The organism is Janthinobacterium aestuarii, assembly GCF_046113285.1.
Taxonomy (GTDB): Bacteria; Pseudomonadota; Gammaproteobacteria; order Burkholderiales; family Burkholderiaceae_D; genus Janthinobacterium.
Genome location: NZ_CP142524.1, coordinates 2,485,548 through 2,500,079, shown reverse-complemented (window position 1 = coordinate 2,500,079; position 14,532 = coordinate 2,485,548). Strand labels below are relative to the sequence as shown.

The 14,532-nt window shown below is 64.3% G+C and carries 16 protein-coding genes; 2 read left to right on the top strand and 14 right to left on the bottom strand.

Annotation, left to right across the window (positions count from 1 at the left end; genetic code table 11):
• Nucleotides 1-11: 11 nt before the first annotated feature.
• From OX462_RS11275 to OX462_RS11210, 14 genes are all read right to left on the bottom strand, one after another.
• Nucleotides 12-914: an ExeA family protein gene (locus OX462_RS11275; RefSeq protein ID WP_070291534.1), complete on the bottom strand. Its 903-nt coding sequence runs from the start codon at nt 912-914 to the stop codon at nt 12-14.
• Nucleotides 915-2,693 (bottom strand): pilus (MSHA type) biogenesis protein MshL, encoded by a 1,779-nt coding sequence (gene mshL, locus OX462_RS11270; RefSeq protein WP_070220282.1) that lies wholly within the window; start codon nt 2,691-2,693, stop codon nt 915-917.
• A gap of 38 nt (nt 2,694-2,731) precedes the next feature.
• Complete coding sequence (locus OX462_RS11265) at nt 2,732-3,127, bottom strand: MSHA biogenesis protein MshK (RefSeq protein ID WP_121669835.1); 396 nt, start codon at nt 3,125-3,127, stop codon at nt 2,732-2,734.
• Nucleotides 3,112-3,795, bottom strand: a complete 684-nt coding sequence (gene gspM, locus OX462_RS11260) for a type II secretion system protein GspM (protein ID WP_070220254.1) — start codon at nt 3,793-3,795, stop codon at nt 3,112-3,114. The genes OX462_RS11265 and gspM overlap by 16 nt, the downstream gene beginning before the upstream one ends.
• Complete coding sequence (locus OX462_RS11255; RefSeq protein WP_070220256.1) at nt 3,795-4,454, bottom strand: PilN domain-containing protein; 660 nt, start codon at nt 4,452-4,454, stop codon at nt 3,795-3,797. Before OX462_RS11255 ends, gspM begins: the two co-directional genes overlap by 1 nt.
• Nucleotides 4,451-5,410, bottom strand: a complete 960-nt coding sequence (locus OX462_RS11250) for a type IV pilus biogenesis protein PilM (RefSeq protein WP_070312058.1) — start codon at nt 5,408-5,410, stop codon at nt 4,451-4,453. Before OX462_RS11250 ends, OX462_RS11255 begins: the two co-directional genes overlap by 4 nt.
• A 130-nt stretch (nt 5,411-5,540) precedes the next feature.
• The gene (locus OX462_RS11245) at nt 5,541-5,975 is read right to left on the bottom strand and encodes an agglutinin biogenesis protein MshP (RefSeq protein ID WP_227741989.1); all 435 of its coding nucleotides are present in this window, start codon (nt 5,973-5,975) and stop codon (nt 5,541-5,543) included.
• 5 nt (nt 5,976-5,980) lie between these two features.
• Entirely contained in the window at nt 5,981-6,901 is a 921-nt protein-coding gene (locus OX462_RS11240) for a prepilin-type N-terminal cleavage/methylation domain-containing protein (protein ID WP_121669837.1), read from the bottom strand.
• Nucleotides 6,898-7,464, bottom strand: a complete 567-nt coding sequence (locus OX462_RS11235; RefSeq protein ID WP_121669838.1) for a type IV pilus modification PilV family protein — start codon at nt 7,462-7,464, stop codon at nt 6,898-6,900. The genes OX462_RS11240 and OX462_RS11235 overlap by 4 nt, the downstream gene beginning before the upstream one ends.
• The gene (locus OX462_RS11230; protein ID WP_070220266.1) at nt 7,451-7,987 is read right to left on the bottom strand and encodes a pilus assembly FimT family protein; all 537 of its coding nucleotides are present in this window, start codon (nt 7,985-7,987) and stop codon (nt 7,451-7,453) included. Before OX462_RS11230 ends, OX462_RS11235 begins: the two co-directional genes overlap by 14 nt.
• 138 nt (nt 7,988-8,125) lie before the next feature.
• Nucleotides 8,126-8,629, bottom strand: coding sequence for a type II secretion system protein (locus OX462_RS11225; protein WP_409028427.1), 504 nt, complete (start codon nt 8,627-8,629; stop codon nt 8,126-8,128).
• 85 nt (nt 8,630-8,714) lie between these two features.
• The gene (locus tag OX462_RS11220) at nt 8,715-9,200 is read right to left on the bottom strand and encodes a type II secretion system protein (protein ID WP_409028426.1); all 486 of its coding nucleotides are present in this window, start codon (nt 9,198-9,200) and stop codon (nt 8,715-8,717) included.
• A complete protein-coding gene (locus tag OX462_RS11215; RefSeq protein WP_070291525.1) occupies nt 9,200-10,435 on the bottom strand; it encodes a type II secretion system F family protein in 1,236 nt (411 codons plus the stop codon). Before OX462_RS11215 ends, OX462_RS11220 begins: the two co-directional genes overlap by 1 nt.
• Before the next feature lies 1 nt (nt 10,436).
• Nucleotides 10,437-12,140, bottom strand: coding sequence for a GspE/PulE family protein (locus tag OX462_RS11210; protein ID WP_070291524.1), 1,704 nt, complete (start codon nt 12,138-12,140; stop codon nt 10,437-10,439).
• Nucleotides 12,141-12,353: 213 nt separating this feature from the next.
• Between OX462_RS11210 and OX462_RS11205 the strand changes: the two genes are divergently transcribed.
• Complete coding sequence (locus tag OX462_RS11205; RefSeq protein ID WP_070312061.1) at nt 12,354-13,082, top strand: ABC transporter ATP-binding protein; 729 nt, start codon at nt 12,354-12,356, stop codon at nt 13,080-13,082.
• On the top strand, nt 13,079-14,464 hold the full coding sequence (locus OX462_RS11200; protein ID WP_409028425.1) for an ExeA family protein: 1,386 nt from the start codon (nt 13,079-13,081) through the stop codon (nt 14,462-14,464). Before OX462_RS11205 ends, OX462_RS11200 begins: the two co-directional genes overlap by 4 nt.
• The last annotated feature ends 68 nt before the right edge of the window (nt 14,465-14,532 follow it).

The following is a 14,532-nucleotide window of genomic DNA, read 5'->3' as shown; positions in this document are numbered from 1 at the left end:
GCTCATCTTCGTCATCGGTTCAATAAAGTCCAGCTCACGGCGCAGGCGGCGGCCAGCACGCCGGCGCCAGCCAGCCATGGCCAAGGCTTCCGCCACAAGCGCGGCTTGCTGGCCAGGGTATCGCTGGCGGCCAGCGCCACGTGGCGCCCGCTGACCTGCTGCCGCCCTTCGCCATACGCCACCATCAGCGCCTTGTGCGCCATGATGTTGATCAGGCGCGGGATGCCGCCGGAAGCCTGGTACAGCTTGCGCACGCCGCCCCGGCTGAACAGACGCGCGCCATCGAAACCGGCCACGCGCAGACGGTGCGCCACATAGAAATCCACGTCGTCGCGCGACAACGGTCCCAGGTGGTAGTGAAAGGTGATGCGCTGCGCCAGCTGACGGATTTCCGGCAGGGCCAGCTTGACGTCGAGTTCGGGCTGGCCGAACAGCACGATTTGCAGCAGCTTGCGTTTTTCCGTTTCCAGGTTCGTCAGCAGGCGCAGCGCTTCGAGGCTGTCGACGGGAATCGCCTGCGCTTCATCCAGGCACAGCAGCACGCGCTTGCCTTGCGCCGCCAAGTTAAGCAGGCGCAAGTTGAGGGATTTGAGTAGCTGGTGCTGATCCGCATCTTTCTCCAGCAATACATCGAGGTCGTCCGCCAGCGCCAGGATCAGCGATCGGGGCGGCAGGTTAGGATTCGGGATATAGGCCGTGACGAAATCCGGCCCCAGCGATTGCATGAACTTGCGGCACAAAAAGGTTTTACCAGTGCCCACTTCGCCAGTGATCTTGATGAAGCCCTCGCCATTGCGCGCCGCCACCAGCAAGGTGTTGAGCGCCTTTTGCGACTGCGGGCCATTGAAGAAGAAACTGGTATCGGGCGTGAGGCCGAACGGCGCCTCGCGCAAGCCGAAATGGGCCTGGTACATTTAGCGCCGCTCCGATGGCCGGCGCGGGTCGAGCGCCTCGATGCGCTTGCCCGAATCGAGCAAGTCCTCGTTCCAGCTGTTGGCGCCTTCGACGATGGTGGGCTTGATCAGCACCACCAGTTCGCGCTTCTGGATCACCTGTCCCGTGTTGCGGAACAGCGCGCCCAGCACGGGAATATCGCCCGCGCCCGGCACCTGCGAGCGGTCCGAGGTCGTGGCCTGGCGCATCAGGCCGCCGATGGCGACGATGCGCCCATCCTGGCTGCGCACCATGCTGTCCATCTCGGACGTGCTGGAAGCGGCCAGCGGCAGTTTCAGCGAGCCGGCGCTGCCCAGGTCGATTTCCTTGCTGATGGTCGACACCTGGCTGACGGACGGGTGCACGTGCAGGATGATGTTGCCATCCGCATCGATCTGCGGCGTCACGTCCAGCACCACGCCGGAAAAGAACGGCTGCAAGGTCACGTTGGGGCTGGTGGTGGCGCCGCTGGCCGTCGTATTCGTGGTGGTCGACACGCCCGTCACGTAAAACTCGTCCGTGCCTATCTTCAGCACGGCCTTCTGGTTGTTCATGGTGGCGATGCGCGGACTCGACAGCACGTGCACGGAGCCTTGCGATTCCAGGAAGGAAATCATGGCGGCAAAGTTGGCTGTCTGGAACGCCAGGCCGAACATGGAGCCGGCCGCCGTCGCCGCCGAACTGAGGCCGAAGCCGCTGCTGGCCGTCAGGCCGCTGCCATTCGTCATGTTGGGCGGCTGGCCGCCGTTGAACGGCAGCGGCGCCAGGCTGCCGCCCGGCTGGATGAAGCCCGTCGAGATGCGGTTCGTGTGGCCGCTCTTGATCGAGGCGAACGAAGCCCAGTTGATGCCCGTCTGCGTGTTGTCGTTGAGCTCGACTTCGAGGATTTTCGCTTCCAGGATCACCTGGCGGTCGACGGACAGCTGCGTGGCCTTCAGGTACATGTCGACGTTGCGCAGCTCTTCCGGCATGGCGCGGATGACGATCACGCCCGACTGCGGGCTCAGCACCACTTGCCGGCCGCCCTCGGTGCTGCCGACGATGGCTTCCAGCGCCGCCTTCAATTCCGGCCAGAAGTCTGCCGTGGACGAGGTGGTGAGGTTGCTGCTGTCCAGGGTGCGGCCGCCCTGGCCGCCATTCGTCTGCTGGTTCTGCTCGCTATTCTGGTTGTTGCCCTGGTTGCCATTGCCGCCCGAACCGCCCGAATTGGTCGAACCGACCGAGCCCACCGAGGTCGACGACACGCGCAGGTTGGAACTGCCCCTGCGCGCGCCCGTCAGGTAATTGACATGGAACAAGCGCGTCTGCATGGTCAGCGGCTTGATGTAGATCTGCGTGCCTTCGACCTTGTAGTCGTAGCCGTACAGCTCGCGCACGGCGTCGAGCGCCTGGAACAGGGTCACGTCCTTCAGGTTGGCCGAAATCGTGCCGCCGATATCGGGATGGACCAGCATGTTGTAGCGCGTGCCGGCCACGATGGAGGTGAAGAACTGGCGCGCCGGCACATTGTTGAAGGCCACGTTGAAGCGCTCGTCGAGCGCGGCGCGGGCCTTCGGCAATTGCTGGGCCAGGGCCGCCACGGGCGGCAGCAGCGCCGCTTCCACGGCATCGGGCTGGGCTGCCGGCGTGGTGGTGGCCGCCGCGCCCTTGACGGCGTCCGTAATTGCGTTATAGGTGTCGCGCTTGACGGGCGCGACATTGCAGCCGCCCAGGCCCAGGCTGACGCTGACAAGCGCCGCCATCGTGCTGATCTTGAACATGCTCGCCTTGTGTTGATTGAATTGCTTGGCCACTTCTTCTACTCCTGCTTGCGGTCGGTCTTGCTGTCGGTCTGAGGCGGTATCTTGCTGCCCGGGTACAGCTTGAAGGTTTCCAGTGTTTTGCCACGCCGCAATAATACGGCCGTGTCGCGGATCTCCGTCACCACGGCGTCGCCCACCTTGCTGCCGACCTTGACTGTCTGGCCATCGATGACGGCGAGGCGGCGGCCGCCCGGCTGGGTGGAGATGAGCACCGATTGCAGGCGCGGCTGCGCGGGCGCGACGGGAGCGGCGCTGGCGGGCGCCCACAGGGCCGCGGGCGGGCGCGTGGGGTCGTCCAGCGCCTGCGCCTGCACGCCGCTGCAGGCCAGGCACAGCGCCAGGAGCGGCGCCCAGCGGCGCGGCGCGCGGCCGGCGGTCACAGTGCGATCCATGTGTCATCCATGCTGAGGGTATATAAAGTCAGGGTCAGCGTCGCTTGCGGGTAGGTTTCGGCCTCCAGGCGGGCCTGGCCCCAGAAGACCCGCGTCGGCATCGCCTGCAGCGCCTGCATGTACTGCAGCATGTCGGCATAACTGCCCTGCAGCACCACTTCCACGCCATGCCGGTGCAGCAGGGGCGCCGGGGCGCTTGCCTTGGCAGCGCCGTCGCCGGACGCTGCGGCTGCCGGGGAAGCGCCCACGCCACCTCCAGACAAGGTTTTCAGCGCGACCACACGCAGGCCGGCATGCCGGCGCAGCAACTGTTCCAGCAGCGCGACCATGCGTTCGGGCGCCACCAGGCCGTGCTGCTTCTGGCGCAGCTGCTCTTTCATTCTCGCCCCTTCCGCCAGCAGGGCCGCCAGACGCGCGCGCGCATTCTGGTCCGGGTCCACTGCGTGCGCCAGCATGGTCAGTTCGATTTCCTTGGCGATGGCTGCCTTCTGGTTTTGCTTTTGCGCAATGCTCGCATGCAGCGCCGCCCGTTTCGCGAACAGCGGATTAAAGAACAAAAAATAGAAGACGAACAGGAGCGCGGCCACGCCCGCGCCGAACAGCATCAGCCGCTCGCGCCGGCTGAGGGCGTCGAAGGCAGCGGCCCATTTTTTCAGCAAGGGCTGCATCAGTGTTTTCCTCCCGCTGCCGCGGCGGACGCCGCAAGCTGACTTGATGATTGCAAGCTGAAAGTCACATACGGCGCCGCCGGTGCCTTGCCTTCGGTGACCGCCGGCACCGGCGGCTGGCCGATGTCGAGGCTGGCGAAGCTCTTGCCTGCCAGCATATCCTGCTGACCCAGACGCGTGATATACGCGGGCAGCAGCGACGCGCGCAAGGCGCGGCCCTGCAAGCCGAGTTCACTGCCGGCACCGGCGATATTGATGTTCGTCAACCATACGCCTTCCACCCTGGCCTGCGCCAGCGCGCGGAAATAGCCGGCAAAGCCCTGGGTATTGCCCAGTTCGCCACTGGCCAGCACGGCCGACGCATCCAGCAGCAACTGGCGCTGCGCCTCGGCTGCCGCGACTTCCTGCGCCAGCGCCGGATCTTTCTTGCGTGGCGGAAAATCACGCAAGGCCTGGTCGCGCCTCGCCTCTTCTTTTGCCAGCGCCGCCTGGACATCCGCGTCCTGGCGCTGCAGTTCCGTCAGCGAGCGCTGGCCCAGCACGCACAGCAGCAGCAAGCCCAGCGCCAGCGCACCGAGGCAGGCGCCGGCGGTGCGCGCCGACATCTGGTGGGTCGTCTGTTCGAACTGGGGGTTGAACAGATTGATCTGCTGGCTCATGCGCCCTTCCCTTCGCTCTTGCCCGGGAGCATGCCCCCCTCGCGCAAGGCCGCGCCCAGCGCCAGGAAGTAGCGCGCCTGCATGTCCGGCTCGCGCAAGGCGGCAACCCGTGAAAAGTCGAACACCTGATTCAGGTCCAGCCGTTCGACCGGCATGTACAGATTATCGGCCAGATAGCCGTGCAAGCCATCGCTGGCGCCCGTCATCAGCATCAGGCGCGAGAGCGAAATGAAGTGGAACTGGCGGTCGAAGTGGTCGAACGAGCGCTGCAGCTCCAGGGTGACGCGATCGTAATACTGGCTGGCGTCGGGCGAGTGCAATTGCGGCAAGGTCACATCGATGCGGCGCGCCTGGTACAGCTCGCCATTGAAACTCATGGTCAGCAAGCCGCCGTCGCCATCGAAGGACAGCACGGCGATGCCGCGCCCCGGCGTTTCCAGCAGGGTGGCGATATTGCGCTGCGCCATTTCCGGGATATCGATCACGGACAGGCCGATCTTGCATACGCCATACAGCCCCTGGCGCCGCGACACGGCGCTGTTGCGCGCGGCGACGGCAAACACGCTGCTGCCGCGCTGGGTGCCGTTCGGGTCGCCGGGGATGTCGAACACGTCGATGGTGGCCTCGGCCAGGGGAAAGTCCAGCATGTCCTTCAGGCGCCAGCCCACGGCCGTCTTCAATTCCTCGCGCGGCACAGCCGGCGCTTCCAGCGACAGCAGCTGGTACTCGCCGCCGGCCAGCACGGTACTGCAGTGGCGCGCCGCGGCCTGCAGTTCCTTGCCCAGCTTTTCCAGCACCTCGGCCGACGCGGGCCGTTCCGCCGCCTGGTAACTGGCGCACAGCACGCGCGGCAGGCCGTCGGCGGGACGCTCGACAACGACGGCGCTGACACCTTCGCGGCCAAACGCCGTCGCCAGCCAGCCATCGTATTTTCTTGCTCTTGCGAATAAACCCATGCGAACTATCCAGTGTAAGTGCCTGCCCGACTTGTCGCGCAGATAATGCATCAAGCCAATTCTAATTCATGAAACCAATTTTGTTGTGTAAAAACAATAAATTAGCGATCTTTTTTTCAAGCAGTTGACCTTACTGCGACAGCACGGCCTGCAGGCGGCGCTGGACGTAATCGGGGTTGTTGCCTGCGTGCGGACATAACGGCTCGGCCGCGGCCGGCTGGTTGCAGGACGTGGCCGTGATGGTCCAGCTGCTCAGTGTGCCCGGACCCGTGGCCTTGACGCACTGTACGCTGACAGAAAAGGAGGACAGCGATGTGCCTGCCGGCAAGGCAAACGACACGGAAGGAGCGCAGTTTCCATCGATCAGCTGGCTGTACACGCCCCACTCGATGCCGGCGCGCGCGGCCTGCTCGGCGCGCACGCCCTGCACGTCCATCGCCGATTCAACTTGCTGCAGGGTAAACACGTTCACCATCACGGCGCCCAGCCCCGCCAGCACCACCAGCAGGAAGATGGCCGTCACCAGGCTGAAGCCGCGCATGCGGCGCGAGGGAAATATTCTCATGGCGCTCATGGTGTGTTACTGACCTGTACCTGCTGCACCAGGCGCAGCGTGCCGGTATTGCTGTTTTCCGCGCCGAGGCTCAGGACGATGCTGAGCAGGCCGCGCGGCCCGTTCTTCAACACCTCATAGGTAAAACAGCCTTCGGGGGGAGCCTCTGTTTGACCAGACCGCGTCACCGTGTTTTTCAGGATTTTTTGCGCCAGCAGTGCGCGCACGGGGGCCGTTAACAAAGGCGCCGCCGCCGCATCGAGCGGCTGCGTCGCCTGGATGACATAGCCGGAATAACGCATCAGGGTACCGGCCTGCGGATCGCAAACATAGCTGACAGGCGTCGTCACCACCTGAAAACGGTGCGATGGCGAGGGGAACTTCAGCGGCGCCTGCGCGAGGAAGGGATTGCTCTTCAGGGTCACCAGCGTGCCGCTGACGGCATCGACCTGCGCCAGATTGCAGATGCCGGCGTTGACGGCACAGCCGTAGGCATCCGGCAGGTTGTCGCCCATATTGTAGACGGCGATAAAGTCGCCGGGCGCGATCTCCGGCGCGCTCCCGACGACGGTAAATTGATTGGCGTTCGCGCCGGCGGCGACGGGATTGAAGGCCAGCACGGCTCCGAGACCCGGTGCATCGTCCTCGGACAGGTAGCGGCCGCCCGATTTCGTCAACAGCAACTCCAGGTATTTCCCGTCCGCGCTGACGCGCACGCTGTTCGGCAGGGCAAGGCGCACGTCGCGCGCGATGCGCCGCGTGGCGGTATCGGCCAGGTCGGCCAGGTCGGCGCGGGCATTGGCATCGATATAACCTTGCACGGGCAGGCGGATGAACATGGCCACCATGCCGCCGATGATGCCCGTGATGACGATCACAATGATCATCTCCACCAGGGTAAAGCCGCGCGCGCGGCGCCGGAAAGAAGAGGTATTCATGGGATGCTGTTCGGCGCGTAGCGCGTGCGATAGCCGTCGAGTACGACCTGCTGCTTGTCGCCATAGGCGACGCTGACCTGGATATGCAGCACCTTGGGCGCCGCGATGCCGTTCAGCGCAACGGTATTGATGCTCACCGTCGCCGCATACTGGCCGGCAAGCGCTGAGAACGGGTTGCCGGCCACATCCGTGGTGTATGTCGAGGTTCCGCCGTCGCTGGCCACGTAATCATTGACGTTGTCGTAAGGCCGCTGCGTGGTGGCGCCCTGTATGCCAAACGCTTCCTTCGTGGCGCAACCGGCCTCGCCGGTCGCCGTCTCGGCTGCCGGGTCGTCCACTGCGCAATAAGTGAAGCGCGCGCCCTCGATTTCGTCGAGCATGCCTTGCGCAATGGCCAGCGCCTGCTTGCGCAGCTGCGGGTCGACGCTATTGCGCGTCGTCAAGCTCATCACGCCAAGGATGGCCGTCACCGCCACGCCCACGATGACGATGAAGAGCACCAGTTCGATCAGGGTCACGCCGGCCTGGCCGCGCCTGGCGGCACGGCGCCTAGCGGTACACATAGCCGGTCTCCGGTGCGACGTTGACCTGGTATTGCTGCCCGCCCGCAACCACGGTCAGCACCAGGATAGTGGAAAAATCGCCGTACGCCGCGTAATACGGGCGCCCCAGCGGGTCAAAGTAAAACCCCGCGCCGCCCGTCAGCGTAACGGCCGCAGGCCATCCTTCGCACAGCCAGTTGCTCCTGTCGCTGCAAGCGAGCAGTGTTTCCTTGCTGCCGCTGTTCGTCCCGGCGGGCGGCACCACCTTCTGCTCATCGCTGCAAGCGGCATCGAAGCACAGCGCCACGCTTTTGCCGTCGATGCGCACAAACACGGGACGGTTTTGCGCCACCGCAAGCTTTTGTCCATAGCGCACGATACTCGCCACCTGATCGCTGGTACTGCGGGCATCAAAGGCATCGCGCTGGAAAAACCGCGAAACGGCAAACGTGGCCAGCAGGCCGGCGATCACCAGCACCGCGACCAGTTCGATCAGCGTGAAGCCGCGCGCGCGGCGCCGCAGCCTGGGCCGCGAGAGCGTCATACGTTGCGGCAAGGTGGTCGATGGCAGGGACAATGGCAATACCCGTAAAAAAGCCCAACCGGCATGGCCTGGCGTTGGGCGGGCGGAAAACATGGCGTGGCCACGCCGGCTTGCCGGCATGGCAGCTGCACGCCCGGATTAGCTGCAGTTGGTCGAGGTCAGGGCCGTCGCGTCAACCACCGCCGGCAGGACTGGCGTGGTGCCTGACGCAGCCACGGCAGTCGTATAGGTCACCTTGCAACTTGTATGCTTGTTATCAGGCAACACCGTCAGCACGGTTCCCGTCGCCGCAACGGTGGCGATATCGTAGTCAACCAGACCGCCTGCCGCCGAGGCGATGCCAGGCGATGCGATGCCGGGGTAGCCGCTGATGCCCTTGATGTCCGTGCCTTCCATGTTGACGGCAACGGCGTCGGCAGGCGAACCCTTGACCAGCCATTGTGCGTGGAACAGGGCCGAGCCGGATTTCAAGGCGCCCGCTGCCGCCTGCATCTTGGCGATGCGCGCATCGGTCGACATGTCGACGAATTTAGGAATGGCCGTCGCTGCCAGGATACCCAGGATCACGATGACGACGACCAGTTCAATCAGGGTAAAACCCGCCTGGGCGCCGCTTTTCATACTACGTAAGGATTTCTTCATACCAGCTTCTCCAAAATCAAATAAAAACATCAAAACCAACGCCATGAAACGTGCGCTGCACGGCACGCCGTTGCAGCGCGTCAGGCTATTTCCACAACACAATATCGGGTTCCTGGACGAGCTTGTCAATATCGGCGTCTGCACCTGGCAAGATTACCTTAAATTTCACTGCATCAAGCTCTGAACCGGGAAAAATATTGCCATTACTAAACAAATAGATGATTTTTTGTTCTTTTCTGTCGTACAACCAATTCCCGCCGGGTAATTCATCGAGCACGGGGGCATCGAATTCGCCCAAGTAGTTGGCTGGCTTGTCGGCCAGCCAGTCGAACGGGTTTTGCCGCGCCAGCGCCGGTATGCGCGCGCGCCCGTCCGCCAGGTACAGCTGCAGCACCTGCACCCGCAAGCCGGTGCGCAAGGCCCCCAGCGTCTGCGCCATAGCCAGCTGCTGCGCCTGCTGCTGGTAGTAGCCGGCCCGGTTCAGGAACACGCCCACCAGGATGGCGAACACGCTCGCCACGACGGCCAGTTCGAACAGCGTGAAACCGCGCTGGCGGGCAGGCAGCGCCATCAGTGCAGGGCCGCGCGGCCCAGGTCCCAGATCGGCAGGAAGATGCCCAGCGCCAGCACCAGCACCATGGCGCCGAGGAAGACGATCAGGATCGGCTCGATCTGCGCCGACAGGGTTTTCAGCTCGTAATCGACTTCGCGCTCGTACATGTCCGCGATCTCGTCCATCAGGTCGTCGAGCGAACCGGACTCCTCGCCCACGGCGATCATCTGCAGCACCACGGGCGTAAACACGCCGGCCGCCACCGAGGTGCGCAGGATGCTTTCGCCCCGCTCCACGCCGTCGCGCATCTGCTCCACGCGCGCGCTCAGGTAGGTGTTGTCCACCGTTTGCGCCACCACCGTCAGCGCCTGCACGATGGGCACGCCGCTGGTGCTCGACAGGGCGAAGCTGCGGGCGAAGCGGGCCATCGTGCCCTTCAGGATGATCTTGCCGGCAATCGGCAGGCGCAGCTTGGCGCGGTCCCATTTATACAGGCCCTCTTTCGTGCGCAGCCAGGCGCGCCAGCCGAAAAAGCCGCCCACGCCCAGCATCAGCAGGATGGGCCAGTAGGTCACCGTGAAGCGCGAGGTGCCGATCAGGAAGCGCGTCATCAGGGGCAGTTCCGCGTGGAAGCTGGCGAACACTTTTTCGAACTGGGGAATGACGAAGATATTCACCACGATCATCGCGGCGACCATGGCGAAGACGACGAAGCTCGGGTAGCGCGTGGCCGACTTGACGCGCGCGCGCATGTCGCGGTCGAATTCCAGGTGATCGAACAGGCGCAGGAACACTTCGTCGAGGCGCCCCGTCATTTCGCCCACGCGCACCATCGACAGATAAAACGGCGTGAAGATGGCGGGATGGCGCGCCATGGCGGCCGACAACTCGCGCCCCGCATCCAGCGACTCGCGCACGTCCTTGATGATGCGCCCGAACGCGGGGCTGATGGCGGATTCCTGCAGGCCGGCCAGTCCCCGCATGATGGGCACGCCCGCCTTGAGCAGGGTGTACAGCTGGCGGCTGAACAGCTGCACGTCCATGGGCGTGACTTTTTTCTCGGTCAGCTTGTCCCACCAGCCCAATTTGCTGGCGCCGGCGCCCGCCACCGTCTGTTTGGTGGCGCTGATGTCGACGGGCGTACTGCCGCCCGCCATCAACTGATCGGCCACGGCGCCGCTGTCGGCGCCTTCCATCACGCCGGTCAGCAGTTCGCCGTTGGCATTGCGCGCCTTGTAAGCAAAAAACGCCACGTCAATCCTCGCTCTGGTTGCTGATGCGCATCGCTTCCATCACCGTCGTGCGGCCTTGCACCACCAGCTGCACGGCGTGGCGGCGCAAGGTGTCGCCGGCCATCTGCGCCGTCGCCACCTTCATGAAGTGCGATGGATCGGCATGGTTGGCGGCATCGGCCACGGCGCGCGTAATTTCCAGCAATTCGTACACGCCCGTGCGGCCCCGGTAACCCATGCCATTGCAATGCGAACAGCCTTTGCCGTGGAAATACTGGTTGCGCTCGACCAGCTCGCCCAATTCCAGGCGCAGCCATTCGTATTCGTTCGGCGTGGGCTGGTACGGCGTGCTGCAGCTTTCGCAGATCACGCGCACCAGACGCTGCGCCAGCACGGCTTGCAGCGAGCTGCCCACCATGTAGCGGGGCACGCCCATGTCCATCAGGCGCAGCGGCGTGCTGATGGCGTCGTTCGTATGCAGGGTCGACAGCACCAGGTGACCCGTCATGGCGGCGCGCAAGCCGATTTGCGCCGTTTCCTGGTCGCGCATCTCGCCGACGAGCACGATGTCGGGATCTTGCCGCAAGGCCGAACGCAGCACTCTGGCAAAGTTCAGTTCGATCTTGTCGTTCACTTGCACCTGGTTAATGCCGGGCAAACGGTACTCGACGGGGTCTTCCACCGTGATGAGCTTTTTTTCCACGGAATTGAGTTCGGACAAGGCGCAGTACAGGGTCGTCGTCTTGCCGCTGCCGGTCGGCCCCGTCACCAGCACGAGGCCGTTCGGGCGGCTGACGATGGCGCGGAACTGCTGCACCAGCTTGGGCGGCATGCCGATCGCGTCCAGGCGCAAGGTCGTGCCGCCCTGGTTCAGCAGACGCATCACCACCGATTCGCCGTACTGCGTCGGCATGGTGGAAATACGCACGTCGATGCGCTGGTTTTTTACGCGGATGGCGAAACGGCCGTCCTGCGGCAGGCGCTTCTCGGAAATATCGAGGTCCGACATCAGTTTCAGGCGCAGCGCCAGCGAACTGGCGATCTTGCTGTCCGCTTCCGTCTGCAGGTGCAGCACGCCGTCGATGCGGAAGCGGATCTGCAGCCGGCCTTCCTGCGGCTCGATGTGGATGTCGGAGGCGCGCACCTGCGTGGCATCCTCGAACACCGATTGCAGCAGCTTGACGATGGGCGCCTCTTCCAGGCCCGGATTGGCGGCCAGCGCGCCGAAGTCGACGGACACGTCGCCCAGATCCTGCTCCAGCTCGCGCGTCAGGGTCGAGATGTCTTCCGTGCGGCGGTAGATGCGGTCGATGGCGGCCAGCACTTCCGTTTCATTGACCACGGCCAGTTCGATCTGGCGCTTGACCAGGCGCGAAATTTCATCGTACGCGAACAGGTCGGTGGGATCGGACATGCCGACCAGCAAGCCCTCGCGGCGGTCTTCCAGCACCAGCGCGCGGAAGCGGCGCGCCTGGGTTTCCGGCAGCAGCCGCACCAGTTCGGGATTGATGTTGAAAAACTTCAGATTGATATAGGGAATGTCGAGCTGGCGTGCCAGCGCGCCTGAAATCTGCTCTTCCGTGACGAAGCCGTGCTCGACAAAAACGCGGCCCAGCTTGCGTCCCGAACGCTTCTGTTCCGTCAAGGCCTGGCCCAACTGTTCTTCCGTCAGCAACTTCTGCTGCACCAAAATTTCACCGAGCCGGACTTTCTCTGGCCTTGCCATTGCTTACTCCTCGACAAACAAATTTCACAGAAGATACACGCCTGCGGCGCGCACAGGCATTTTATTCCAGAACCTGTTGTTTCTTAAAGAAAATACATTCCATCATTTGATTTTTGCGCATTTCAACATGATGCAAGGAAACACTTGCCGCCCGCCTGCGCCCATGGCAATAATGGCGGTCGTTCACCGTCTTCCCTGCCGACCATTGCCCCTATGAACGCCTGCGCCATCGAGTTCCACAACGTACATCTGCAGCTGGCGGGCAGCGCCGTGCTGCGCGGCGTCGACCTGCAGGTGCGCGCGGGTGAACTGTTCGGCCTGGTCGGCGTGAATGGCGCGGGCAAGACGAGCCTGCTCAAATGCCTGCTCGACTTTTGCACGCCGGAGCGGGGCGAGATCGCCATTTTCGGCCGGCCGCACCGGCATGGCGCGGCGCGCCAGCCGCTATCGTTTCTGCCGGAACGTTTCCAGGCGCCTTATTACCTGACGGGCGGCGACTTCCTGCGCTACCTGTCGCGCCTGCACGATGTGCGGCCCGATGCGCACGCCGTGCAGCAAGCCCTGGACGCGCTGGACCTGGCGCCGGACGCCTTGCTGCGTCCCGCGCGCGCCTATTCGAAAGGAATGATGCAGAAACTGGGGCTGGTCGCCTGCCTGCTGTCGGGCAAGCGGCAACTGGTGCTGGACGAACCGATGAGCGGACTCGACCCGAAGGCGCGCGCGCAATTCAAGCAGGTGCTGCGGCAAGCGCATGCGCAGGGCCGCGGCGCCCTGCTCACCTCGCATGCGCTGGCCGATGTGGAAGAATTGTGCGACCGCATGGCCATCCTGCATGCGGGCCGCATCGTATTTACGGGCACGCCCGCCGAATGCCGCGCCCGCCATGGCGGCACGGAAGACGCCAGCCTGGAGCAGGCTTTTCTCAATTGCATCGCGGCATGAACACCGACACGCAGGTTTCCAGCCACTACGCGCCCTCGCCGTACGGCATGTATCTGCGCCATTTCGGCTTGCGCACGGCGCCGTTCGGCATCACGCCGGACCCGGCCTTTTTCTATCCCGGCAATACGCGGGGCGAACTGCTCGATGCGCTGCTGTATGCCGTCACGCAAGGCGAAGGCATCATCAAGCTGACGGGAGAAGTGGGCAGCGGCAAGACCATGCTGTGCCGCATGCTGGCCGAACGCCTGCCGCCCCAGGTCGACGTGCTGTACCTGCTCAATCCCTGCCTGGAGCCGGACGAAGTGCTGCACGCCATCGCTGCCGAACTGGGCCTGGAACTGGACGGATGCCGCGCCGATGCCGCGCTGCGCGCCCTGCACGGCGAGCTGATCGCCAGGCATGCGGCCGGGCGCCAGGTGGTGCTGCTGGCCGAAGAGGCGCAAGCCATGCCGGGCGCCACCCTGGAAGCGCTGCGCCTGCTGACGAACCTGGAAACGGCCAGTCACAAGCTGCTGCAAATCGTGCTGTTTGGCCAGCCGGAATTGCAGCACACCCTGGACTTGCCCCAGTTCCGCCAATTGAAGGAACGCATCACCCACAGTTTCACCGTGCCGCGCCTGCCGCAAGCCTTGCTGAACGATTATCTGGCGTGCCGCCTGGCCGCCGCCGGCCGCCTGGCGCCGCTCGTTTTTACGCCTGCCGCGCTGCGCCGGCTGGCGCGCGCGGCGCAGGGCATCGTACGCAGGGTCAATATCCTGGCCGACAAGGCCTTGTTGGCCGCGTTTGCGGACGATGCGCAGGAAATCAGCGCGCGCCACGTGCGCCTGGCCATTGCCGACAGCCCCTTCCACCGCCCGCCCTGGCATGCGGGCAAGCTGCTGGCGGGCGTCTTGAGCGCGCTGATGCTGCTGCTGGCTGCGGCACTGCTGTGGCAATGGCTGGTACCGGGCCAAACGGCGGCTATCTCGGCCCCGGCTGCCGTCCCACGCGCACCGCTGCCGGCGCCGTCGACGCTGCTCGAGGGCAAGCTGGCCGAATCGCGCGACTGGCTGACACGGCAAAGGCCGCAGCAACTGGTGCTGCAAATCGCCAGCCTGCCCGCCACCGAAACGGCCGCGGCGGAAACTTTCCTGCAGCAGGCGCAGCAAGCGATCGGCCTGCGCGATCTTCACGTGTTTCGCCTGCCTGGCGCAGCGCCCGCAAACGCCATCGCGCGCCTGGACATCGTCTACGGCAGCTTCGCCGACCGGGCCAGCGCCGAAGCCGTTTGGGCGAGGCTGGCCCCCTCGTCGCCACAGAAAATATTGCTGAACGACATAGGTAGTATCCGTACGGAAATGAAAGCCGCGACACCGGCACCAGCGGCGCGTGGTAGCCCCTGACTTTATTTCGGTATATTGCCTTCGGAGCCCGCACAGCCGATTGATTTTAGGCGATCATGCTGGGTAAA